Genomic DNA, 23,745 nt, shown 5'->3' on the forward strand with positions numbered 1-23,745 from the left:
CCCACGGCGGTGGAGCGCACGGGGTTCATCGGTTTCGATGGTACGGAGGCGTTGTTGTTACGCCAGTCGCTGGGTGCGAAGCCGCAGGGCGTTGAGGATGACGCTGACCGACGACAGGGCCATCGCGGCGGCGGCGACCATGGGTGAGAGCAGCCACCCGAACGCGGGGTAGAGCACGCCCGCGGCGATGGGAATGCCAGCGGCGTTGTAGATGAAGGCGAGCCACAGCCCGCGCCTCGTGTTCTTCATGACGGCGTGGGAGAGCTGGCGGGCGTGGGCGATGCCGTTGAGGTCGCCACGCAACAGGGTGACGCCGGCGGACTCGATGGCAACATCCGTGCCGGTGCCCATCGCGAGGCCGACGTCGGCGGCGGCGAGGGCGGGGGCGTCGTTGACGCCGTCGCCGGCGAACGCAACTACGCGGCCCTCGGTGCGGAGCTTGTTGACGACGTCGGCCTTGTGGTCGGGCAGCACCTCGGCCTCGACCCGGTCGATGCCCAGGTCGGCGGCGACCGCGGCTGCGGTGACCTGGTTGTCGCCGGTGAGCATGATGACCTCGATGCCCTCCTTCCGCAGCGCCGCGAGGGCGGCCGGGGTGGTGTCCTTGACCTGGTCGGCGATGCCGATGACGCCGGCGGGGATGCCGTCCACGGCGACGAGGACGGCGGTCGCGCCGGTGCGACGTAGCCGGTCGGCCTTCTCGGCCAGCACGTCGGCGTTGACGTCCTGGGAGGTGAGGAACCCGGTGGTCCCGATGAGGACCCGTCTGCACTCGACGGTGCCGAGGACGCCCTTGCCGGCCGGGGCGTCGAAGTCAGCCACCTCAGGCAGCCTCTGGGCATCGGTCAGGTCGGCGTGGGCCTTGTCGACGATGGCGCGCGCCAGCGGGTGCTCGGAGCTGTTCTCCACCGCGGCCGCGAGCCGCAGCAGCTCCCCCTCGGTGAGGTCGCGGTAGTTGTCGGCGAGCTCGACGGCGACGACGGCCGGCTTGCCCTCGGTGAGGGTGCCGGTCTTGTCGACCACGACGGTGTCGACCTTCTCCATCCGCTCGAGCGCTTCGGCGTTCTTGATGAGGACACCCATCTGCGCACCACGGCCGACTCCGACCATGATCGACATCGGGGTGGCCAGGCCGAGGGCACACGGGCAGGCAATGATGAGGACACTGACGGCGACGACGAGCGCGTGCGCCAGCTTCGGGTCAGGGCCGACGAGGGCCCAGACGAGGAACGCGAGCACGGCAATGCCGATGACCGTGGGCACGAACACCGCGGAGACCCGGTCGACGGTGCGCTGAATGGGTGCTCTGGACCGTTGGGCTTCGGCGACCATGTTGACGATGCGGGCCAGCATCGTGTCGCGGCCCACCGCGCCTGCGCGCATCAGGAGCATGCCGGTGGTGTTGAGGGTGCCGCCGATGGCGTTGTCGCCGGGGTTCTTGGTGACGGGCATCGACTCCCCGGTGATGAGCGACTCGTCGACGGCGGACTTGCCGTCCTCGACGAGCCCGTCGACGGGGACCTTCTCGCCGGGGCGCACCCGGAGCAGGTCGCCGATCTGGACCTGGTCGAGGGTGACTTCCTCATCCGTACCGTCGTCGCGTACGCGCCGCGCAATCTTGGGTGAGAGGTCCAAAAGTGCCTTGATGGCACCGGAGGTCGCCTCGCGGGCACGGAGCTCGAGGACCTGGCCGAGGAGGACGAGGGTGGTGATGACGGCGGCCGCCTCGAAGTACACCTCGACGGCGCCGTCCTCACGGAACGCTTCGGGGAAGATGCCAGGGGCCAGGGTGGCGACGACGGAGAAAAGCCAGGCGACGCCGGTGCCCATCGCGATGAGCGTGAACATGTTCAGGTTCCGCGTCCGCACCGACGCCCAGCCGCGGACGAAGAACGGCCAACCGGCCCACAGCACCACGGGGGTGGCGAGCACGAGCTGGACCCACGCGGACGTCGTGGCGGGGATGTTGTCGTGCAGCCACGGGATGAGGTCGCGGCCCATGCCGAGGATGAGGACGGGCACGGACAAGGCAACGCCGAACCAGAACCGGCGGGTCATGTCGCGCAGCTCCTGGGACGGGCCGGTGTCGGCCGTGACGATGACGGGTTCGAGAGCCATGCCGCAGATGGGACATGCACCGGGTCCGTTCTGCCGGATCTCAGGGTGCATCGGGCACGTGTACTCCACCGCCTCACCCGAGTCCGGAGTCGGAGCCGTCAGCTGACCGCCGCCTGCGCCGTGATGCCCGTGATGCGCCCGCTGGGTGTCACGCCCGGCGTGGTCCTGCTCGTCGGGCTGGTGGGTGTAGGCGTCGGGGGCGGCAAGGAACCTGTCCTTGCAGCCGGCCGAGCAGAAGTAGAACTGCTCGCCGTCGTGGACGGCGGCATGTTCGGTCGTGGCTGGGTCAACCACCATCCCGCACACCGGGTCGGTGACCTGGCGAGCAGTGGTCGGAGCCGGTTCGTGCTGGTGACTGGTCATGTCTTCTACAATACCCCCAGGGGGTATCCCGTCAACCCTCAACGGTCCCCGGCAAGAGGGGGACGTTGGCCCTAGTGCCCCCGAAGCGGGAGGGCAAGCCTCAAGGGCCAGACACACACCCAGCACCCGTCAAGGAGCCCCGCCATGACCACCTCACTGCCCAAGATCCTCAGCTTCATGTTCCTCACAGTCGGGTTGTCCCTGATGACGACGCCATCAGCGTCCGCTAGCTGTTCTGTCCGGGCACGTTGGGCACGAGGTCGATAGGTGACTTGTCCTTGAGTGAGGTGTGTCCGCGATGGTGATTGTAGAAGTGGAGCCAGGCTGGGTAGCTGGCCAGTCGTTCAGCTTCGGAGCGGTACTCGACGGCGTAGGCCCATTCCTCGAGCAAGGTGCGGTTGAAGCGTTCGACCTTGCCGTTGGTCTGGGGCCGGTAAGGACGGGTCCGGCGGTGCTTGATCTGCTGCCCGGCCAACGTCTTGGCCCACAGTTTCGAGCGATAGCAGGAACCGTTGTCGGTCAGCACGGCGCGCACCTTGATGCCGTGGCGGGCGAACCAGGCGCGGGCGCGTCGCCAGAATCCCACGGCGGTTTCCTTCCGTTCATCGGTGAGGACCTACGAGTAGGCCAGGCGGGTGTGGTCGTCGACGGCGTGGTGAAGGTAGGCGTAGCCACGCGATGGCGAGGCGCCCGCGCGGGCCGCGGTGGTGCGTGCGACGTGAACCCTTCGGTCCTGCTCTGAGCCGCGGCCGTGGATGCGCCAGCCGCCGCCGTCGGGGATCTTCCCGAGCTTCTTGATGTCGATGTGGACGAGGTCGCCGGGCGCATCGTGCAGGTAGTGGTTCGCCTTGGCCCTGGCCCACTTGATCCGTGCCCCGGTGGCTGGGTCGGTCCACTTCAGCCGCGGGCACCGGTGCCGCTGGAGGACCTTGTGGACCGTCGAGGGGTTCAAGCCGAGGTGGTAGGCGATCCGGGCCGGTCCCCACCTGCGGCTGACGCGCAGCCCGAGGATCCGTCGTTCGGTCCGCTTGGTCAGCTGATGCGGACAGCGGTGCGGGCGCGATGAGCGGTCGAGCATGCCGGCGGCCCCGAGGAGCCGATAGCGGTCGGCCCAGCGGCGTGCGGTGGTGACACTGACCGAGAACCGTTCGGCAGCACGAGCCAACGTCCAGCCCTTGTCGACCACCAGCCGAGCCAGCTTCAGCCGCCCGGCTGGTGTGAGAGTCGCGTTCGGATGGGTAGCGTGCGTCATCGAAGACCTCCGAGTCTTGAGGAGTGGTTGCGTGGTAGCTCCACACCTCACTCGGAGGTCTTCGTCATCGCCAAGCAGAAACGCCGTACCTAACGTCCGTCATCAGAACAGCTAGCGCAGGCTCCGAGTTTGGTCATCACGTGCAGTCCTGTGCTCAGGCGATGGGGTTCGACGGCGCTCACAACCCCGGCATGCACACGGGCTTCACGGGGTGGGACCCCATCCACGTCTGCTGAGTCGGCTGCGATGCAGAGCGACTTCTAAACGACTCAAGAGCTGGTCCGGCCGACTCTCGTACGGCCGTCGTATGAGTAACGGCTTAACCAGAGCGGTACCAACGCGGCCGCACCGGCGGCGGGACCGGCAGCTTTGCTGGTTCCACCGCCGCGATTCGGTTGCCACTGGCCCAGTCGGCGTAGGGAGGCGCGCGCCATCCCGCAAGCCGCAAGCCGAACCTCCTGCGACGTCCAACGACATGGCGGCCGCCGCTGACTCCGATCACCGCAAGTGGATCGGCATGCGGGACGCGCCCTCACTGTTGCGCGCCTAGGTCAATCGCTGGGTCAAACGTCCACGCTGTGGCTTCGCGCCATCGCGAAGCTACCTCCAGCCCAGAGCTGCAAAGGTGTTCCGCGCAAAGTCACCGATCAGGGGGCCATCGAGCTCATCGGGTCTGAACCACCGAACCCGATCAACCTCAACCCCGTCGGGTGACAACTCCGCCCCGGGGGCAAGCCGGGCGCCATAGACGATGCTCACGTACGCGCATTGATCACCGTTGGGATAAGTGAGCCGGAACTGGGGTCCACCTATGGCACCGACTAGACCCGTCAACTCAACCTCGACGCCGATTTCTTCTCGGGCGTCGCGGCGGGCCGCGTCAACGGGAGCCTCATCTTCATCGATGGCCCCACCGACCGTGCCGTACGAGCCGAAGTCGGTCTGTCGAACAAGGAGCACCCGACCCTCGTCATCCGTGGGGAGCACGGCGACGGACGGAAGCAGCAGGAGGTCATTGCCAACTTGGGCGCGCAGACGCGCGATGTGGGGTGCTGTAGGCATGGGCCGAAACCTACTGGTCTGAAGATCGCCGCGGTGCGAGCGGGGTGCAGGCCGGTCCGGGCTTCACATGTGTGGGCGCACCGGCCGTCCGCAGTTGACCGACCAACGATCCCGTACCGGGTCCGCGAGCCCACCCCGTACCGAGCGTCCCGGCTCGAGCCATGAGTCCAGAGGCTGGTGCGCGGACCTAGCAGTTGGGCAGATCGTCGAGATTGTTCCTCTGAGTGTTGTCCCGATCTGTCCGCAGGTACTTGCCCCCGCTGACAGTGCGGTCGACGACGACCCGGACTTCAGTCCGTCCGCTGGTCCAGGGAACGTGGTACGTATGCGTACCTGTCTCAATGTCGCGGATGGCTTGTGCCTTTGACACTGGACTCCACGACGAGCCGTCGTTACACAGCGAGGTGATGTCGCCGTCGCTGTTCTTGCCAGTCTTACGAACGGGCCGGTCGGCCATATCGCACCTCCACTTTCCCGCATCAACGAGGTGCGGAGGGGAGGGTTACGCACACCAGCGCGAGTTGACACGCTTCCGCGCGATGCGCGCGCCGTGCGCCGATCGGCCTGGGGGACGGTCGTGGCGCCATGGAGCGCGAGACTCAGCGCCGCGGCGTACCGCCGCGCGGCCGCTGCTGCGGGGTGGTGTCCTGCCGTCCCCGGTCCGCACCTCTCGTCGGGTTGGTCGGGCGCGTCGGGGCGGCTGTGCTCTCGTCGGTGTCGACGGGCAGTTCGAGGCGCGCGACGAGGCGGTAGCGCAGGTCGCGAGCGGGGCTGTCGCTCAGCGGCCTCTCGGCGAGGAGCGCGCGGGTGGCAGCGCTGACGTCGTGGCCCTGGTCTTGGGCTTGCTGCAGCCTCGCCGCGGTGGCCGGCCAGTCGCTCTGCTCCAGCAGGCGCGGGTCGAGCTCGTGCGCCAACGACGCCCACCGCTCGGCCGGCGTCTGCGTCTTCGCGGTCGTGGGCGTCTCGGCAGTGGCAGGTGTCTCTGCGGAGGCAGCGGCGGCGGCTGCGGTGGCCGCCAGCCGGGCGCGGACGTCGCTGCTCTTGTGCAGCTCGGCCGCGGCCGCCTCGCGCGGGTCGGAGTCCCAGGTCTTGACCGCGTTGCGCAGCTCGCGGCGAGCCTCCGTCTCGGAGAGCTGGAGCCGGTCGGCGACTCTCGCGGCGCGCGGCGTCCACAACTTGCTCGGTCGCGCTGAGACGACCCGCATCGCAGCGGCCCGAGCCTGATCGGGGTCCAGGTTGTCGAGCCGCTCGGTGAGCAGCTGGTCGCCGAGCGACTGGAAGGCCGGCTGACCGCTGGCCAGCGCCGTGGTGAGGGCAGCAGCGCCCCGCTGGGCCAGCAGGTCTGCGGGGTCCAGCCCGTCGGGCAGCTGTGCGTACCCGGGGTCGATGCCGTGCGGAGTGAGGAGCCAGAAGTCACGTTCGGCGGCGACCTGCCCTGCGAGATCGGGGTCGGTGGCCACGATCGGGTCGCGTCCGGTGGCGCGGTGAATGGCGGCCAGCTGGGCGGCCTGCTCCTCGGTCAGCGACGTGCCGAGGGGTGCCACGCCGACGTACAAGCCGGCGGTGCTCAGCGTGACGGCGACCGCGTCCATCGGACCCTCGACGATCACCGGTGTCGCGCCCTCGTCGATCGACTCGGGCACCAGGCCGAAGAGCTGCGCGCCCTTGTGGAACAAGGCGGTGTCGGCCGTGTTCAGGTACTTCGGCCCCGCCTTGTCGTCGTCGGTGAGGTCCGGGCGCCGGCGGCCGACGAACCCCAGGATCTCGGGGTGCCCGCCGGTGTTTGGGTTGTGGTGGATCACGGGGAACATGACTCGGTCTCGGAAGCGGTCGATCAGCCGGCCAGTGCGCGCGACGGTCGCGACGCCGACTGCCACCATCTCGTCGTCGCTGACGCCGTGGCGGCGGAGTTGGTCGACCAGCTTCGTCCAGCCTGCGGGGGCCTGGCCGGGACGGAACCGCTGATCGCCGGCGAGGTCGTCGCCTAACCGGCCGGCCAGGTAGTCGCGCCCCCACGAGTCAGTGAACTGCCCCTCGAAGAACGCCAGCGCGAGCTCGTTGACCTCGAGCAAGCGCTCCCGCGAGACGGGGGAGTCGTACCACTCCTCGGCTCGGGATTGCATGAGCCGGAGATCGGCCTCGGTGGGCTCCAACGGGGTGCCGCCGAGGTCGCGGATGTGCGCCGCGATCGTGAGGTCGCCCTCGACGAACCGCTCCTCGGCGACGTCGGCCTGGTCCTCGTCGAACTGGTCGACCTGGTGCTCGTCGACCAGGTGCTCGTCGACGGGGTCGGGCTCTTCGGCCAGGGGCCAGTCGGCCCAGTAGGCTTCGGAGGGGTGGTCGACGAGCGTCGCGGGGTCGACCTCGACGCCGGACCAGAGGTCGTCCGGGGGCTCGTCGTAGTCGTACTCGTGGCCGTACGCGGTGCTCTCGTCGGGAGCCGATTCCAGCGCGATCGAGGTGCGCCAGACAAACGCCTGGCACTCGTCGACGCCGTCCCAGCCGTCGCTGGGCAGCGCGCGCCCGGCACCCAGCAGTGCCTCGAGCTGCCAGCCGCGCTGCAGTCCGTGGTCGACGTTGGAGACCAGGGCCGGCCACCAGCTGCTGGCCTGGATGCTCGCGGCCCGCTCGGGACCGAACAGGTCGGCGAGCCGGTCGGCCCACTCGGTAGTGACGCCCTCGCCATGGGAGCCGTCGCCGATCTGAGCGGCGACCGCCGGTGTCAGCTGGCGTGCCATGCGCCACCACAGCGCGGCCGCGGCGTGCTCGTCGGGCAGCGCCCCGGCCGGGTGGTCGGGGTCGGCGGCGGTACGCAGCAGCTGGTGCGCGGTGACGCCCGCACGTGACATCGCGGCCAGCCGCTCGGCCAGGAGCGGGGTGAACTCGTCGTCGCGGACCTGCGGGGCCAAGGAGTGGAGCAGGTGGCGCCACTCCTTGAGCGCGGGCGTGTGGTCTCCGGTGACAGCGCGGTTGAGGCGTCGCTGCCAGGTCGCGGAGGCCTTCTGCAGTTGCGGGGCACCGGTCGGGCGGCGGTCGTCGGCGGGGACCTGCATGGCCGCGCGCCAGACCTCGACGTCGGCCACCGTGGTGTCGTCCGGGCGTAGGCCGTTCTGCGCCCAGGCCGGGAGCCCGCCCCGGTCCGCCTGGTCGGTGGCGCGGCCGCGGACCTCGCCGGCGATCTCCTCGACCAGCTGTGCGCGCTGGGTCAGGTAGCCGCCCCAGTGCAGGTCGTCGGCCAACCGAGCCGGGATGCCGGGCATCCAGGGCAGCGGGCCGGCGCCGGTGTTACGCAGCCCGGAAGCGTCCAGACGCCAGTCGAGAACGGCGGCGCGGTCGCGGGCGGTGTCGAGCTCGCGGTCGCCGGCGGCGGCCCGGAGCGCTTCGACGGGGTTCTCGCCCGCGGCGCCGAGCAGGAGCAGATGGGCGCGCAGCGTGGGCCACGCCGCCTCGTCTGAGAGACCGGGGGCGAGCTTGTCGACGGCGAGGTCCAGCGCATCGACGAGGTTCGTCTCGGTGCCGTCGACGGAGCGTGTGGTGTCGTGGCGCAGCAGGTTCTCGGCGGCGACGTAGAGGCTGTCGAGGTAGCGCTGGGCTGCCTCGCCGAGCCGGGTGGCGGGATCGGCCTGCTCCCGGATGAGGCTGGTCGCGGACCGTGGGGCGTCGTCGCGAGCCAGGATCGACTCGAGGATGTCGGTCGAGGTGAGCGGTCGGACCAGCGTCGGGTGGATGACCGAGTGGGGGTCGCCGTCGCCGACGACCTCGAGGTAGACGTGGTTGGCCAGGGCACCCCGGGTCATCATCGTGTAGAGCTGCTGGCGCGACTCGGTGCCGGTGGCCAGGCCGTGCATGCTGTCGGCCGTGACGCCCTGGGCGGTGTGGACGGTGCACGCGTAGCCCAGCTCGGTGGCCTGCGCGACGTAGTCGCTGGGCAACCTCACCGTGCGGCCGTGACGGGTGTGCTGGACGGTCAGGTCGCCGTCGTCGTGGATCTCCAGGACGTTCCAGCGGTCGCCGTTCTTGACCCAGTCGGTCGCCGAGGTGCGCAGCCGGCGGTCGTTCTCGCGGGTAATGATGAGCTCGCCGAGCGAGGCCTCGTTGCCGTCGGAGAGGCGGCGCACCCGGCCCGGATCGCTGCCGCTGTCGGCGTCCTGTTGGGCGAGGCGGTGGGCACGAGCCTGTTGGTTCAGCTCGCTGACCAGGTCGCGGGTCGGGGCGAGCATGATCGAGTCCAGCCCGGCGGCACGGTCGGCCTGCCAGGCACCGAAGACGTCTTCGGTCATGGTGGCCAGGTCGCCGACGTGGACGCGGCCGCGGTCGAGGTAGAAGCCGAGCGCCTCGGGCTTGCCCTCGCGCAGCGCCAGTGACGCGCCCCCCTCGGCGGGATCCTTGAACCGCACCAGCTCGCTGAGCTGCAGCGCGCCGTGGGTGGCCTGGATGTCGCGCAGCACGCCGCCGGCGCCGATGGCGGAGAGCTGCTGGTCGTCGCCGACCAGGCGGACGCTGCCGCCACGCTCAAGGATGTAGGAGACGGCAGCGTCCAGCGAGAGGGTGTCGGCCATGCCGGCCTCGTCGATGACCACGAGGGTCGAGGAGTCGATGCCGGCGACCCAGCCCGGAACCGCCGTGCCGGACTCGCGCGCCTGCTGGAGCGAGTGGGTCAGCTTGGCCAGGGTGTCGGTGTGGGTGTCGATCTGGGACCGCAGCGCGTCGGCGGCCGCCGCCGAGGGGGCCAGGCCGACGATGGTGCCGCCGCCGTCTACCCATGCGGTGGCGAGCGCGCGCATCGCGGTGGTCTTGCCGGACCCGGCGGGGGCGATCGCCAGCTGGAGGCGCGCCCCGGATGTCGCCATCTCCCGGACCAGCGTGGCCTGACCGGCGTTGAGAGTGACGCCGTTGGCCGTCGACTCCAGCAACGCGAGGTCGACGGAGGATGCCTCGACGGCGTACCCGTCGTGCCGACCAGCGACGTCGACCAGCCGCTGCTCGGCGGCGAGAACCTTGCTCGAGGTGAACATCTCGGAGCCGGCCTGGGTGTAGACCGAAGCGCCATCGGCCCGACGCAGCTCGACCGGCTCGGTCGTGGTGTCCCACGGCCGAGCCATGCTCATCGAACGTCCGCCGAGGACCTCACCCACGAGCAGGTCGACCACTCGGGCGACCTGGTTGGTCGGGACCTCGGCGCCGCGGACCTGGCGTTGCGCCTCGGCGTAGACGTGCCAGTACTGCCAGGTGCTGCGGCTGCCCTCCATCGTGGCCACGATCCGGTCGGTGGCCTTCGCGAACCACGCCGAGTCGGCCAGCGACCGTGCCGCGCCCGTGGGGTTGAGGGCACCGTGGACCATCTGCTTGACGCGTTGCGGGGTGCCGAGCACCTCGACCGCCTCGCGGTGCCACGCCTCGCGCTGCTCGGCCAGCGACCGCGGCTCGTGCTTGGCCTCGCGGGTCTCCAGCGTCGCCTGCTGGGACAGCTGGATCGTCTCGACCGGGGTGGGCGGGCGGCCGTGGGTTGCCTGGAACGCGGCGGCGAGGACCTTGCGGCGGTCCTCGACGCTGATCCGGCGCTTGGAGAACCTGCGGTTCAGGTCGAGGTCGACGCCGACGATCTCGCGCACCGGGCGCTTGCGGGCGTCTTGGTTGGGGCGCTCGGCGAACCGCACGCCGAGGGCGTCGACCAGGTGCCGCTCCAGGGCGGTGTTGTAGGTCTCGGAGGCCGAGACGACCGCCTTGTGCAGCGGCCTGCCGTCGATGGCCAGCCACTTGCCGTCGAGCGTCTTGACCTTGTTCGAGATGGCCAGGTGCGTGTGCAGGTCCGGGTCGCCGGCGCGAGAGTCGCGGTGGGTGAACGCGGTGCCGAGCAGGCCTTCGACGTCGACCTGGCGTAAGCCGTTGGTGCCTCGGCGGGTGAACAGTGCCTTGGACTCGATGAAGGCGACGGCGTCCTTGATCGCTGCCTGGTGGGCCCGCTCGATCGCCGCGGCGGTCTTCGGGTCGGTGATCGCCCAGAGCACCGAGACGCTCTTGACCGGGGAGAATGTCAGGTCGTAGCCGGCCACGGCGTTGGTCCTCGGGCGGGAGTGCTTGGCAATCGTGGCGGCCAGCTCGCGGGCGTCGGCGGGCTCGCGGCCGTGCTCGGCCCGGAAGAACTCGCGCGCGACGTCGGTGCGGACCTTGGCCCGCTCCGGTGCCGGCACCGGCCAGTCACCGGGCAGCCCGGCCGCCTCGTTCACCGCGGCGATCCGCTTGGCGACCTCGATCCGGAACGGGGAGACGTCGTTCTCGTAGACCTTGTACGGCGTTCCCAGGCGGGCCGCTGCCCTGTAGTCGGCCGCGGTGGGCGAGGGCTGGTCGGGACGACCGATCTGGAGATCGAGCGCCTTGGTGCGCTCGGTGGCCAGCGGGTGGTGCCCGGCGCCGAACAGGTTCTGCATGTGGTCGGCGGTGACCAGGTCGCCGGCGTCCAGGCCCTCCAGGCCGGCCATCCCGGAGCCGATCCACACTCCGGGGGTCTCGCCCTTCTCGGTGTAGTAGCTCGCCAGTCCCGTGTGGCCCTTGTCGGTGGCGTCCAACGCGGCGACCTGACGGGTCAGGTAGTCGTACCCCGAGCCCGCGGTGAGCTTGTGGATGCTCATGGTCACGGGCACCTAGGTCCGATGTGCCGGCGGGGACGATCACCGCGGCGCGGATTTCTTGGCTATTCAATCTATTCACGACACCGAGAATGCAAGAGGTGTGTGGCACTTCGTCTTTCGCGTCGATGTGGGGGGACGCATCGGGCTGAAGTCGGGACTTCGGGGTGTCGGTCAGAGATCGGTCGTTCGGTCAGTCGTGAGTGGTCCTGGGTGCGGCTCTGAGGTCAGGTCGGACCGGTGCATGGGTGGCGTCGTGGGTTGGATTCGCGAGGCCAATCTGACGGGTTGTGGTGGCCGGGGTGATCGCTCCGACGGGCCGGACTGTCCTAGGAGACCAGCAGAGTGCCGACCGGTTAGGGCGAGAAGGAGTGAGGGATCAACCAATGAGCCAGCAGACGATCAAGCAGCAGGCGCGGCGTACGGCACGTGAGGCGGCCGAGCGGCGGCGTCTGGCGCGCGTGGAGAAGGAGCGCCGGATGACGGACTTGGCCGAGCAGGTGATGGTGGCCATCGGCGAGCGCGACCAGGCGGTGATCGACGCCGAGACGCGGGCCGGGGTGGCGCTGCGGGAGTGGACCGAGGTCGAGAGCCAGACGCTGGCCGAGATGGTCGAGTGGTGCGACGGCCTCCTCACGCCGCGTGAGGCGGCGCGGCTGCGGCGGCTCGCTGACGACGGCGACGGCCCCGACGAGAGCGACGACAGCGGCGACGAGGGCCAGGCCGGCGCACGCGCGGCCGAGGCCGGCGACCAGCCCGACCAGCCCGACGGCAAGGCCGGTGCGGCTCTGAAGGGTGACCTGAGCGGGGGAGCAGGTGGCGGCTCGACGGCTGGATGAGGCGGGCCAGGCGGCGCTGGGGTCGGCGTTAGGCGACCCAGTGGTGCTGGCGCGGGATCGCGCCATTATCACCACGGCGCCCGGCAGCGAGTGCCTGTGGTGCACCGGAGGGGTATCGGGCAGGTCCACTCGTAGGCGGCGACGCGAGTGAGTAGCGACGCCGGCGCGGCTAGCGGCCGCCACACGTCCCCGGGGTTCGGCGCTGAAACCGAGCGGATCGGCATCTACTGGAAGCCGTCCCTGTGGGCGTTGGCTCGGTCGGCGTACGTCGCGGACCTCGACCACGACCCGGGTTCGCCAGACGCGTTCGTGTCCTGGCTGGGGCGCGCCCTCGAGCAGCACGCCGAACGGACGCCGGCACAACGCGTCGCGCTCGCTGGGGACCTGCAGCTGCAGAACGTGACGGGATCAGGGTTCACCCGATCCCACCCGCTCCCGGTCCGCACGATCGAGCTCATCGAGGAGGCGGTGATCGCCGACCGGCGCGAGCTCGGCCGAGTGGTCTCGAGGTCGGCGTTCACGGCCGAGGCGGTCGTCGCTGCGGCACAAGCCGCCCGCGAGCGGCTCGGGCGGCCCCTTCCTCCGCCGCCGGCGCGGTTGAGCAACCGGCCACCCCGGCGACCAACGCGCCCTGTTTCGTGACGGAGATCTGGTCGCCCGGTCGGGTAGGGGCCGGGCTGGTGTCGATCTCAGGCCCCGCCCTTGGCCGTTCCCCCGAAGCCACGGCGGGGCTTTCTGCATGTCGTCGCGCCGTTGGTGATCGCTCCCGGCACGCGCACGCACCTAGGGGACCGCAGGCGCACCGTGCGCGTTGCGAAGATCCAGTGCTGATCGAGGAGGAGCGATGTCCACCACCGTCACGTTCGCGGGAACCTGGCCGAGGACCCCGAGCTGCTGCACACCCGCGACGAGAAGCCGTTCGTCAGCTGCCGGGTCATGGTGACCAACCGGACCCGTAATGCCGACGGGGAGTGGGTCGACGGGGAGTGGGTCGACGGGGAGTGGGTCGACGGCGAGCCGACCGCGCACAACGTCAGGGTCTACGGCACTGCGGCGAGCAACCTCTACGACTCCGCCGGCCGGGGCGGCCGGGTGATCGTGCACGGGCTGATGAAGATCGAGACCTGGACCGACCGGGACACCCAGCACAAGCGCACCAAGCAGGTCGTCGAGGTCAGCAACCGGTTCGGCGAGGTGGGCGGGTCGTTCAGGTTCGACGCGGCGCGCGTCGAACGACAGCGTCCGACCCCATCATCGGCGTCGTCATCGATCATGCCCTCGTCGGCGGATGAGAAGCCGGCGGCCGTCGAGCCCGCGGCCGGCTGAGGGGGCCGGTCATGGACCCCGACATCAAGCTGGTCGTCCAGTCACCCGACGAGCTGATCGCCGCGGTGCCCCACGTGCTGGGCTTCAAGCCCGAGGAGTCGATCGTGCTGATGCCCATCACCACGGGGTTGCCGTGTGCGCGCGTCGACCTGCCGAAGACCGCGAGCGACCGCGACGGGGTTAACCGCGCGCTCCGCGGCCCCTACGGCCAGCACGCACGACCGGGCGCGATGGTGGCGCTGGTGTGCGTCACCGAGGACCGCCGATCAGCAGAGCTGGCCAGCCAGCACATCGCCGCCGGCCTGGCCGAGGTCGGGGTAGAAACCAAGCTGCGGCTGTGGGCCGACGGTCACCGTTGGGTCGAGCTCGACACTGGCGCCTGCGGCTATCAGTCCCAGCAGGCAGCCGACCGGATTGCGGCCACCACGGTGCTCGCCGGAGCAGTCCAGCCCGCGGCCAACCGCGACTCGTTGGCAGCCTCCCTCGCCGGCGACCACGAGCCCCTGGCGGCCGTGCTCCCGTCTGCACTCGACGCCGCCGAGAACAGCACCCCTGGTCGCGAGCGTGACTGGGCGCTGGACCGCCTCGAGCAATTCCACACCAACGGGCTACGCCTCAGCGACCCTGAGGCCGCCCGCCTGCTCGTCGCGGTGAAGACCACCGCAACCCGAGACGCCCTATGGGAGGACATGAGCCGCGAGAACACCAGCTCGCACATCGCGCTATGGACCGACCTGACCCGCCGCGCACCCGACGAGATCCGTGCCGCGCCGGCCGCCCTGCTCGGCTTCTCCAGCTGGCTCAAGGGCGACGGGGCGCGCGCCTGGTGCGCGTTGGACCGGGTGCCCGCCGACCAGCCCTACCGGCTGGCCGCGATCGTCGCCTCAGCGCTTCAGAACGGCCTGCATCCCCGAGAGTGGGAGCGCGCCAACGCCACAATGCGCGAGATCGCCGGCGAGCTCGACGAGTCCTACGTGCCCGATCGCCGCTCCGGACGACCAGACCGACGCCTCGACGACCCCGGGATGCGCGGCGGGCTGCGATTGGGCGACGGCCCCAACCGCGCGGCCCCCGGCCGCTGACCTCGACAAGGACCCTCCATGGACCGCACCACGCCTCCCAACCCGCCCGCCAGCGCCGGCGAGCGAAGGCTCGCACGGCTCGTGGTCCCGGCACCCTCCGCCTACCAGCCACACCAACGGATCGACTGGATCCACGACCCCCTACCGCCAGCTGACGCCGACAAGGCCCTCGACGAGACAGACGGCAGAACCCGGAGGCCTCGCTACCCAGACGCGTGAGCCCGGACTGCTCCTTGGAGCGGACGGGACGGCTGCACTGGATGAACCGCGGGCCCGCCACCTGCCGTGGAGACGACGTGACTCGTGAGTCCGAGCCAACGAGGACACGTGACGACGGGCAAACGGAGACCAGCGCGCATATGGCGAGGTGCCAAGCCTCCCTTCGCGGGCCTGCTGCGCCCCGCAAGGATGGACTGGGTACACGCCTGTCAGCTTCGCCGGCTTGTCGAGTAAGACTCGTCAACTGGCGCGCGAGCTCGGCATCACTGGCTGCTACCCAAACGCTTTCGCTTGAAGGGGCCGGTCACTTGTTCGGTTCGCCGATCCCTGGCCCGATCTGGCGTTGCTCACGGGCGTCTGTCGGAGACCCGGAAGTTGCTCGGCGGTGGGCAGGTGGGGGTCGGTCGTGCTAGTTCACAAGAAGGCCGATCAAGCAGGTCCGCCACCTTCGCGTCGATATGCTCGCGAAGCGGCGGAATCGCCGGGGCGCCCAGCCCTGTGGTTTGGGTAGATCCCAGGTTCCGTACACGACGACCCTCGACCTGCGGGATGTCGAGAGACGGCTTCATGGCGACGACGACCGTCGAGGAGGCGACCACCTGCTCGGTCAGCTTCGAGGGGACGTGCGCAGTGTCATCGATCCTGACCTCGGCGAGACTTGCAACCGAGCCTGCGCTCGGTGTCGGCAGGGTTCAGTCCTGCGGACAGTATGGCGGGACGGTCGCCCGCTCGGCGACGTGCCAGCGCTCCGACAAGAGCCGCGACGTCGATAGTTTCGAGCTCGATCTCTACACCAGCAACTAGAGCTGCCGCCGGGTGTGCTCCCGCTGCCTGGTGACCGAGGTGCCAAGAGCCGAACTTCGTCAGGCCTTCCGGACAGTCCCGTCGAGACCTTCGTAGAGGTCGAAGTTCCTCTCGCCGATCATCGCCACGAGTGTGTTGAAGGCGTCGTCGAGCTGGACTTCCTGGGTCAGGTCGTTCGCCTCGTAGGCCCGGATCGATGGCGCGGTGTCGTTGAGGTCGGCCAGAAGGACGTAGAACTTCTCGTACTGCTCGTCGCGGCCGGCTGGGTCTTGTCGTCCGGTGAAGAGTCGGAGCCGGGGCCCGGCGTTGAGGAACGTCGACTTTCTTCGGTCGGTGCCGTCGTGTTCGGCGCCGACGTCAAAGATGAGCAGTGCGGCCAGCACGGCGTAGGGGAACCGGCGGTGCAGTGTGACCGCTTCGTTGAGTAGGTCGGCGCGTCGGTTGGTGAGGTTCTTCTGGAAGTTCTGGGTGCGGGCGTCCTTGAACAGGATGGTCTTGACGCTGACCGCGAGGATTAGGCCGGATTCCTCGGTCGCCCAGGTGACGTCGACCTTCTTGGCGCCGATCCCGCCAGCGAGCCGGCGCTCGGCGCCGCTGCCGCCGGCCTCGCCAGGTCCGGTCGGTCGTGCCCCGTCCATCCCGCGCGCGCGGAGCTCGGCGGAGACGGCGAGTGCGACCGCGGCTGACAGCTTCTCGTTGTAGTTCTTCTTGGTTGCCTGAGCTGCCTCGTTGCCTGGTTTGGACCCACATGCTCGGATCGCGGCGATCAGGCGGTCGTCAATTGCTGCCACGACGGCTCCGAGCTTCGCGGCGCCCAGCGAGCGCGTTACGTGCTGCACGGATCTCGGCGACCTCGGGACGTCGCATCCCGAGTGCCCGGACGAGCAGGACGTCGTCAACGAGCTTGGCGGCTTCGAGGACCTTGCCGGTGCGGAGCTTGCCGGCGACCTGGGGTCGGATGGCCAGGAGGGCGTCGCGTGCCTCGAGCACGGCCGACGGTGAAGGCAGGGCCCATAGATCGGCCTCACCGGGCTCCATCTTCAACATGCCGCCGCCGTAGGCCCGCCCAGTGAACTCGGCGCCGAGCATGGTGACGGAGTTCAGCGCGGCCACGGGGAGGATCTCGCGGGCCAAGGCGCGGTGCGCCGGGCTGAGATATACGCCGTGTACGGAGTTGAGGTGCAGCGCCCCGGCGGTGTTGGTGGTGAGCCGGGGGGTGTCGGCGTTCATGTAGGTCAGCAGCAGGTCGGCCCTGGAGACCAGCGGTACCCGCCACCAGTCTTTGCGGACCCGGCACTTGTAGGCGGTATCGACGCCGTCGGCCTCCCCGAGGGCAATATAGGCGCGAGCCGCATCAGATGGCTCCCCGGGTGGCCGGAACAGCATCGTCCGCTTACCGGTGCGGCCGAGCTCGGTAAGGGCTCGCCCGGAGAGCTCCAGACCGCGCAGGTGGCTGGACCCAGGCGGGGAAACCTTCAGCACCTCGTTCTTGGGCAGGCCGAGCTCCGCGACCCGGCCGGGGCTCAAAGCGAAGTACTTATTGTTGCCCGTGACCATCCCCAGGGTGGTCTTGCCCCAGTCCTTAAGGGCTGAGAACGACCCGTCGAGGATCAACTTGGCGTAGAGGCCGGCGGCTTCGGGGCTGACTGTCGAGCCTGACCACTTCGCGGCTGGGTCCGCCGGCGCCCAGGTCGCCGCTGAGGGCATCTCTAGCGACAGGGCGGCGGCTGTGGGGACCTGGCGGATGCGGGCGTGGTCGGTGCTGCCGCCGTACCCATCGGCCAGGAGAAGGACGGCCTCGGTCTCGGCTTCGTCGAAGACCCGTTCCTCGAACAGCACCAGGTCGACCTGGGCGAAGTTGGCGAAGAGGAACCGCCGCACGGGGGAGGCGTAGTTGGCGTGCAGCAGCTCGGCTGGAAGTACGAAGCCCAGGCGTCCGCCAGGGCAAAGGTTCAGGGCGCCGTGTACCGTGAATGCCGCCCACGAGGAGGCCAGACCTGAAAGTGCGACCCCGCCGCGCAGGGCCGCAGACCGGGCCTTTGCTCGCGCGTCGCCTGCGAAATCCTGGAACCGAATGAAGGGCGGGTTGCCCACGACCGCGGAGTACCGCGGGGCCAGGCCGGTATCGAAGAAGTCGGCCACCGTCATCTCGACCGTGCCGCCGGCCTCGGCTACTCGCTGAGCGCCGATCTGGGCGCTAAAGTCGTGCAGCTCCACCCCGTGCACGTGTGGAGCAGACACGCCAAGGTCCTGGAGCCTGGCTACGGCATGCACGAGAAACTCCGCGTCGCCGGCCGAAGGCTCAAGGATCTCCTCATCCGGAGAGCGGACGGCCCAGTTGACGACGAACGAGGCGATCGCGGGAGGTGTGAAGAACGCGCCACGCGACTTGCGAAGCGTTGCGCTGTCCAGAGGATCACGCGCGCCAGGCTTCACAGACACATCCTGCCCTAACACAGTTGGCCGTCGATGGAGGCCCGCCGCCTGACACCGAAGCGGTCGCCGCTCTCGCGGTCGCGCGAGGGGCTCTCTGCGAGAGGGGTGTCCGCGGAACACCCCTCTCTCCCACGAGACCCTGCACGCGCATGGGCGCAGCTTCTTGATCTGCCCGACGTCGAGGTCGGAGGAGCGCGTCGAGTCTCAGAGGCGCTGTCCTGGCTTGCGAAAGAACGGTTCACTGAACTGCAGCTCTCGACCAGCAGCCTGCGCGCCGGCCGACCGGCCGAGCCCTGCAGCAAACCGGGCACTGGGTGCGGCTACCACCCATCGCGGGCGGAACCTGACAGTGCAGCACTCGTGGTCGCCGAGGGCACGGTCTTCCGCCCACGCGCGCGAAGGCCTGGGCTCGCGACCCGGTCTCGCGGTACGAGGAGTTGGCTGAATTAGACCTCGTGCACGCAGCCACAAATCAGGGCGGCGCCCGCCTAGGTGGTGTTGGATCGACATATGAACCCCGCGACTCGTGCCCTCCTCTCGGAGGCCTTCAGACCCCATCAGATCGGCAGTCGCACCCCGAGCGCTGCGATGCTCGCCTGGTTCATGCTGAACGTTGAACGTCTCGAGGCCGAAGCGGTCGTGGACGCTCTTTGTGACGGCGGCGGAGACAAGGGCATCGATGCCCTCGTGGTCGACGACGACCTCAGTGAGATCACCCTTTACCAGGGCAAGCGCATGGACAGCCCCACCAAGACACAGGGCGACAACGACCTGAAGAATCTGCTGGGCGCCGCACGTTACTTCACAACCGCCGAAACGGTGCGTGGCCTGCTGGAGAGCAAGCCCAACGTCGCGCTACGCAGCCTGCTCCTACGCAACGACGTCGAAGCGAAGATCGCTGCGGGGTACAAAGTCAAGAGACTTGTCTACGTCACCAACGCCCTGCTCGACGCCGCCGGCGCGAGCCTCGTAGCCGCCATGACCGGACAAGACCCGCCGCTCGACGTCTGGCACGGAGACCGCCTTTCAGCCGTCGCTCATCGAGTCCAACGAGCCGACATGCGCGCTGAGACCGTCACGCTTGAGGCGTCTTCGGTTCCGATCGAGGACGACCTTGGTGAAGCTCGACTCGCCATCGCGCTCGTGCCGGCAACACAACTAGTCGACCTGCCAGGAATCGACGACCTGACCCTCTTCAGCCGCAACGTGCGACTTTCCGCAGGCAATACCCGAATTAACAAAGAGCTCGCAGCAGCAGTGTCCAAGCCCGAAGAGCATCGCCTTTTTCCTGCCAGCCACAACGGGATCACTGTCCTCACTCTGGGCCTAACCACCGACGGGCCCACCCTGTCCCTCGAGGCGGTCAGCGTTGTCAACGGTTGCCAGTCCTTGCTTGCCCTCTACAAGGGCCGCGCTGCACTTACCCCTGACCTGAAACTGCTAGTCAAGGTCATCGAGCTCCCCACCGCTGATAGCCAGTTGAGCGACAAGATTACCTACACCGCAAACAACCAGAACGCCGTAAACATCCGTGACCAGCGTTCAACCGACGGCATCCAACTCGATCTTCAGCGCGGGGTAACCGAGAAGTACGGCTCCAAGTTCGGCTACACCATCAAGGTCGGCCAGAAGTCGACAACCGACCGCACACTCGACAACACCCTCGCAGCACAACTCATCACCGCCGCCTACCGGCAGCGACCCTGGGCCGCAGTTCGCAAGGTCCGACTCTTCGACCAGGACTACCACCACGTTTTCGCAGCCGACCTCGACGCCGACAAGCTCTACCTCCTGGAACTGATCAACGAAGCCGTCAACGCTGCACGCGACGACCTTCACGGCGAACTCCGATCCGCGTTCGCCTCGGTGCGATTCACCGTTGTCGCACTCCTCGCCGACGTGCTCCGATTGAACCCCACCGGCACCCAGCTAATGGACGATCCGGGAGGGTGGCTTCCTCATCAGACCGACGAGGTCCTCGGCTTCCTCAGCGACCGAGCCCGCGACGTCGCGCTCAATATCAACGGCTACGTATCCGATGCAGCCACTGCCGCCGCCGAGGACAACACCGACTTCGATGCTAAGACCGTCTTCAAGAGTGCCTCCGGTGTAGCCCCCCTGCGCCGCGAGATCACTACGCTCTCGCGCAGACTCAACACTCGAGACCCTGGCTATCTGTTCGAGCTGGAACCAACGGTCCGCTAGGCCCGCTTCACACCCGCCCGTCCCATCGGCGCGTAGCCCGCTGGGGGAGTCACATCCAGTGGTTGGAGGGCCGACGCGCGTAACGCATGAATGGACAAGTGCCGATTGCAGCCGCGACGATCGGACCATGGCGAAGAAGACGGTTACTCACATCACGGACGATCTCGACGGCTCGAAGGACGCAACTGAGGTCGCGTTCTCCTTCGATGGGGTCGACTACACAATCGACTTGTCGAAGAAGAACACTGCTGCGATGGCGAAGGCTCTGAAGCCCTACCTCGATGCCGCCACCAAGGTCAGCGGTCGCGGCACACGCTCGCGACGCACGAGGAGTACTCGGGCAGTTGGTCCCCGCCGGGACCTCGCCGCCATCCGTAAATGGGCGCGCGACCAAAGCATCGACGTATCCGACCGAGGCCGGATTCCTGCCGCGGTCATCGAGCAATACGACGCAGTCCACTAGCCACTCGAGGTGAACACCGGTCCTGGCGGACCTTTGGTGGAAGAATGTCGGAACGCACGGCGCGTGTCGACCTGCCCTAGGAGAGGCCGAGGTGTGCTGTGGTGGTTCGGCGTTGTCGGGGGGTCGGCTTCACGATTCTCTAGGGCGCGCATCTAGTCGGCAGCGCGGGGGAATCCATGGCTGAGGTCGGAGACATCAGGCTCGGGGACACGATGGTCCACGAGATACCACGAGGCAGCAAGACAACCAACCCAGATCTCCCGGTGATCCTCTCCAACGACCTCACACCGCTGGACGCGGATACTGACCGGTTCATCCGTGACCAAATGCTTGCACCCTTCATCCCCACGGGGCGCGACATCATCGCTTTGCCGGACGGGGGAGACGACAGCGGCCTTGAGTTCGAGCTCGTGCCGCGACTGGTGAAGGAGCTGCTGGGCGACACCGCGCTCCTGCCGGGGCACAGTCGAGTCATCGCGGAGCACATGTTTGACAGTCAGCGAGGTGCTGCATCCGCCGGTATCTTTGTCGCCTCAGTTGGCACGTGCAGCGGAGGTCCATGCGTCATCGTCATGAAGGCGGAGCATCAAGAAGGTGTCCGGATGAGGCACCACGGCCAGCCGGGCCAAGTGTCGTTCGACGTCGAGCACATCTCAGAGCTGATTGTCGGGAAGAACTCGAGGGTCTACAAAATCGCGATGCTGTGGGTTCGCGGATTCGACGGTGCGGTGATTGGCAAGATGGTGGACAAGCAGAATGGCGTGGGGTACGCCGACTACTTCCTGCACCGCTTCTTGGGGATGCAGTTGATGTTCGACGCGGAAAAATTGACGAAGGACCTCCTCGAATCGGCGACGCGGCACATCAACGCGCACGTCGACCCCGAGAAGAAGACGCGATACACCCGCGCTCTCGTGGCCTTGATGGAGAGCCCGGAAGACAAGTTGAGCGGGATGCAGTTCATCACCAGGTTCATCGACGCCGAGGACCGAGACGACTTCGAGGCCGCTCTCCCCGCAGAGACTCTTCGGGAGTTCAGCAAGGACGTCACATTGGTCAAGAGCCGTATCGGCGGTCTCGTCTTCGACCTTCAGGACGGCGCAGTTCAAGTCAAGGCAACGAGTGAAGCGGTGGCGAACGGTGATGTCGAGGTCGACGCGACCCACAAGCGCGTCGTGATCAAGGGCGTGCCGGACAACATCTCGCCGTCCGGTCCGCCGAAGAGATGAGGCACGTCGCCTGGTCGGTGGGTCCCACTACATTCAAGTCATCTGATGACTGATCCCACACCTCGCCTCACAGCCCCGGCCGGTCCGACCGCCCCTGCTCCCTCTGACCCCGGAGCGATCTATCGAGCCGCCAAGCCCTACCTCGATGATGCGTTGGACCACTACAAGGGAGCGGTGGAGGAGGCTCTGCGCGGGCGGGTACCCGAGCACTACGTGATCGGCCGCGTGAAGACTGCTCGCAGTCTTATCCGAAAACTGCGCGAGCGTCCGAATGATCCGAGGTCATGGGAGTCGATCACGGATAAGGTCGGTGTCCGGGTCATCTGCACCACGAAAGCCGACTGCAACAATGCTACAGACCTCTTGTGTAGCGGCCCCTGGGCGGTCCGGAAGAAGGAACGGAAGAAGCCTCAGCGACACGATCACTTGTTCTATCCGGGGATCCACCTCGATCTAGAGGCTCCCGAGGTTTTCGACCACACCGGAGCTCCAGTCTTCTGCGAGGTACAGATCCGGACCCGAGCGCAGGACGCCTGGGCGGTCGCGTCACACAAGCTCACGTACAAGGGAGCGATCACTCCGCCTAAGAAGATGCAGCGGCTGGTGGTGCGGCTCACGATCTTCGTCGAAGTGTTTGACGAGGAGATTCATCGGCTCTTCAAGAAGCGCGCGAAACTACCGATGTACGCCGAAGCGCTCGTTCTCGAGCACCTTGAGAGCCGTTACGAGGAGGTGTCAGGGGATCCGGCAGAGGGCGCAAAGGATCTCTCGATCATTGCCATCCTTATGAATGCGTACGACGACGACGAGAAGCCGCGGGTGAGCGAGTTGATCGATGCCTTCTGCTCCTCTCAGGAAGGACTATTAGAATTAGTTCGCGAGCACAGTTTGAACGCAGAGGGCTACCGTGACAGGAGTGACTGGTTGTTTACCCAACCCGAAGTCTTGGTGGTCCTCGAACGAGCACAGGCGAAGAGGCATCGCCTCCTCAGCGCCGTCATGCACACCGACCTCGAAGACATCGTGCGAAGCACGTGCATATCCGCCGGACGGCCCTTGCCCGAGACGTAACGCAGGCGGAGTCTGCTGCACGATCCCGCCCGCCGTATGGCGACGTCGGGGCACCCTAGGGCGATTGCTGAAACTCGGCGGGATCATGGCGTGGCGTGCTGAGGCGGCGGATGCTTTCAACGAGCGTGGCCAGACGCGCCTCTGTGCTCTCACCGCTGTTCGTAATGAGGAGAAATGGGTCGGGCTCGTTGAAGTGGAGGCCCCAGGAGTGGGTTTGGGTGAGTTCTTCCGAGTCGTCGGAGAGGGTGCGCACGTGGAGTGTGACGTTCTCGAGCGTAACGGCGCGGAGTTCGTGCCAAGGCATCCACCTCGCGTGAACCGTTGCCCCCTTGGGCTTCTCCGGGTGGTACCGCCTCCATTCCCAGTGCGTGTCTGCTGACGCGGTCACGGCAGTGAATCCGCGTGCGTTGAAGGCCGCAAGCTCCCACACGTTCTTGCCCTTGTGGCCCGGCTCGTCCCATCGGGCTGAGCACACGATCTCGTCGTCGGGATTCGACCCAGCGAGTGCGACCAGAGCGGCGACGGCCTCGCGCGGCGCCAGGAAGGAGTCGAAGGTCAACGACGTCTCGGGGATGTTGAGGTTCTTTCGTGTCAGTTGCATGCCGCCACTTCAGCACCATGGCGGCCGTTGTGTCGCGGTTTCGCGCGGA

General features: G+C 68.0%; 15 protein-coding genes and 1 pseudogene. 9 read left to right on the plus strand and 7 right to left on the minus strand.

What is annotated here, in order from left to right; genetic code table 11:
• Positions 1-57 precede the first annotated feature (57 nt).
• From AAG827_RS07360 to mobF, 4 genes and pseudogenes are all read right to left on the minus strand, one after another.
• Positions 58-2,481 carry a heavy metal translocating P-type ATPase gene (locus tag AAG827_RS07360; protein WP_341925241.1) on the minus strand — a complete coding sequence of 808 codons (2,424 nt, stop codon included), beginning with the start codon at positions 2,479-2,481 and terminating at the stop codon, positions 58-60.
• Between the two features lie 226 nt (positions 2,482-2,707).
• Positions 2,708-3,733 (minus strand): annotated as a pseudogene (locus tag AAG827_RS07365) (IS481 family transposase).
• Between the two features lie 600 nt (positions 3,734-4,333).
• On the minus strand, positions 4,334-4,795 hold the full coding sequence (locus AAG827_RS07370; protein ID WP_341925242.1) for an NUDIX domain-containing protein: 462 nt from the start codon (positions 4,793-4,795) through the stop codon (positions 4,334-4,336).
• Between the two features lie 599 nt (positions 4,796-5,394).
• Entirely contained in the window at positions 5,395-11,424 is a 6,030-nt protein-coding gene (gene mobF, locus AAG827_RS07375) for a MobF family relaxase (protein ID WP_341925243.1), read from the minus strand.
• A 383-nt stretch (positions 11,425-11,807) separates the two neighbouring features.
• Here mobF and AAG827_RS07380 point away from each other — a divergent pair, with 383 nt between their 5' ends.
• The 5 genes from AAG827_RS07380 (at position 11,808) to AAG827_RS07400 (ending at position 15,691) form a co-directional block, all read left to right on the plus strand.
• On the plus strand, positions 11,808-12,260 hold the full coding sequence (locus AAG827_RS07380) for a hypothetical protein (RefSeq protein WP_341925244.1): 453 nt from the start codon (positions 11,808-11,810) through the stop codon (positions 12,258-12,260).
• Between the two features lie 147 nt (positions 12,261-12,407).
• Positions 12,408-12,902 carry a hypothetical protein gene (locus tag AAG827_RS07385; RefSeq protein ID WP_341925245.1) on the plus strand — a complete coding sequence of 165 codons (495 nt, stop codon included), beginning with the start codon at positions 12,408-12,410 and terminating at the stop codon, positions 12,900-12,902.
• 231 nt (positions 12,903-13,133) lie between these two features.
• On the plus strand, positions 13,134-13,586 hold the full coding sequence (locus AAG827_RS07390) for a single-stranded DNA-binding protein (RefSeq protein WP_341925293.1): 453 nt from the start codon (positions 13,134-13,136) through the stop codon (positions 13,584-13,586).
• Positions 13,587-13,597: 11 nt separating this feature from the next.
• A complete protein-coding gene (locus AAG827_RS07395; protein ID WP_341925246.1) occupies positions 13,598-14,668 on the plus strand; it encodes a DUF4192 domain-containing protein in 1,071 nt (356 codons plus the stop codon).
• A 786-nt stretch (positions 14,669-15,454) separates the two neighbouring features.
• Positions 15,455-15,691 carry a hypothetical protein gene (locus tag AAG827_RS07400; protein ID WP_341925247.1) on the plus strand — a complete coding sequence of 79 codons (237 nt, stop codon included), beginning with the start codon at positions 15,455-15,457 and terminating at the stop codon, positions 15,689-15,691.
• Between the two features lie 59 nt (positions 15,692-15,750).
• On the opposite strand, the gene AAG827_RS07405 is transcribed toward AAG827_RS07400, so the two are convergent.
• On the minus strand, positions 15,751-16,482 hold the full coding sequence (locus tag AAG827_RS07405; RefSeq protein WP_341925248.1) for a hypothetical protein: 732 nt from the start codon (positions 16,480-16,482) through the stop codon (positions 15,751-15,753).
• A complete protein-coding gene (locus tag AAG827_RS07410; protein ID WP_341925249.1) occupies positions 16,469-18,127 on the minus strand; it encodes an N-6 DNA methylase in 1,659 nt (552 codons plus the stop codon). The genes AAG827_RS07405 and AAG827_RS07410 overlap by 14 nt, the downstream gene beginning before the upstream one ends.
• A gap of 510 nt (positions 18,128-18,637) precedes the next feature.
• On the opposite strand from AAG827_RS07410, the gene AAG827_RS07415 reads away from it, so the two are divergent.
• The 4 genes from AAG827_RS07415 (at position 18,638) to AAG827_RS07430 (ending at position 23,095) form a co-directional block, all read left to right on the plus strand.
• Positions 18,638-20,332, plus strand: a complete 1,695-nt coding sequence (locus AAG827_RS07415) for an AIPR family protein (protein WP_341925250.1) — start codon at positions 18,638-18,640, stop codon at positions 20,330-20,332.
• A gap of 127 nt (positions 20,333-20,459) precedes the next feature.
• Positions 20,460-20,795, plus strand: a complete 336-nt coding sequence (locus AAG827_RS07420; RefSeq protein WP_341925251.1) for an Lsr2 family protein — start codon at positions 20,460-20,462, stop codon at positions 20,793-20,795.
• 176 nt (positions 20,796-20,971) lie between these two features.
• Positions 20,972-22,024, plus strand: a complete 1,053-nt coding sequence (locus tag AAG827_RS07425) for a nucleoid-associated protein (protein WP_341925252.1) — start codon at positions 20,972-20,974, stop codon at positions 22,022-22,024.
• Between the two features lie 45 nt (positions 22,025-22,069).
• The gene (locus tag AAG827_RS07430) at positions 22,070-23,095 is read left to right on the plus strand and encodes a RelA/SpoT domain-containing protein (RefSeq protein WP_341925253.1); all 1,026 of its coding nucleotides are present in this window, start codon (positions 22,070-22,072) and stop codon (positions 23,093-23,095) included.
• 55 nt (positions 23,096-23,150) lie between these two features.
• On the opposite strand, the gene AAG827_RS07435 is transcribed toward AAG827_RS07430, so the two are convergent.
• The gene (locus AAG827_RS07435; protein WP_341925254.1) at positions 23,151-23,696 is read right to left on the minus strand and encodes a hypothetical protein; all 546 of its coding nucleotides are present in this window, start codon (positions 23,694-23,696) and stop codon (positions 23,151-23,153) included.
• Positions 23,697-23,745: the final 49 nt, after the last annotated feature.

Source organism: Nocardioides psychrotolerans, from assembly GCF_943371775.1.
GTDB lineage: Bacteria > Actinomycetota > Actinomycetes > Propionibacteriales > Nocardioidaceae > Nocardioides > Nocardioides psychrotolerans_A.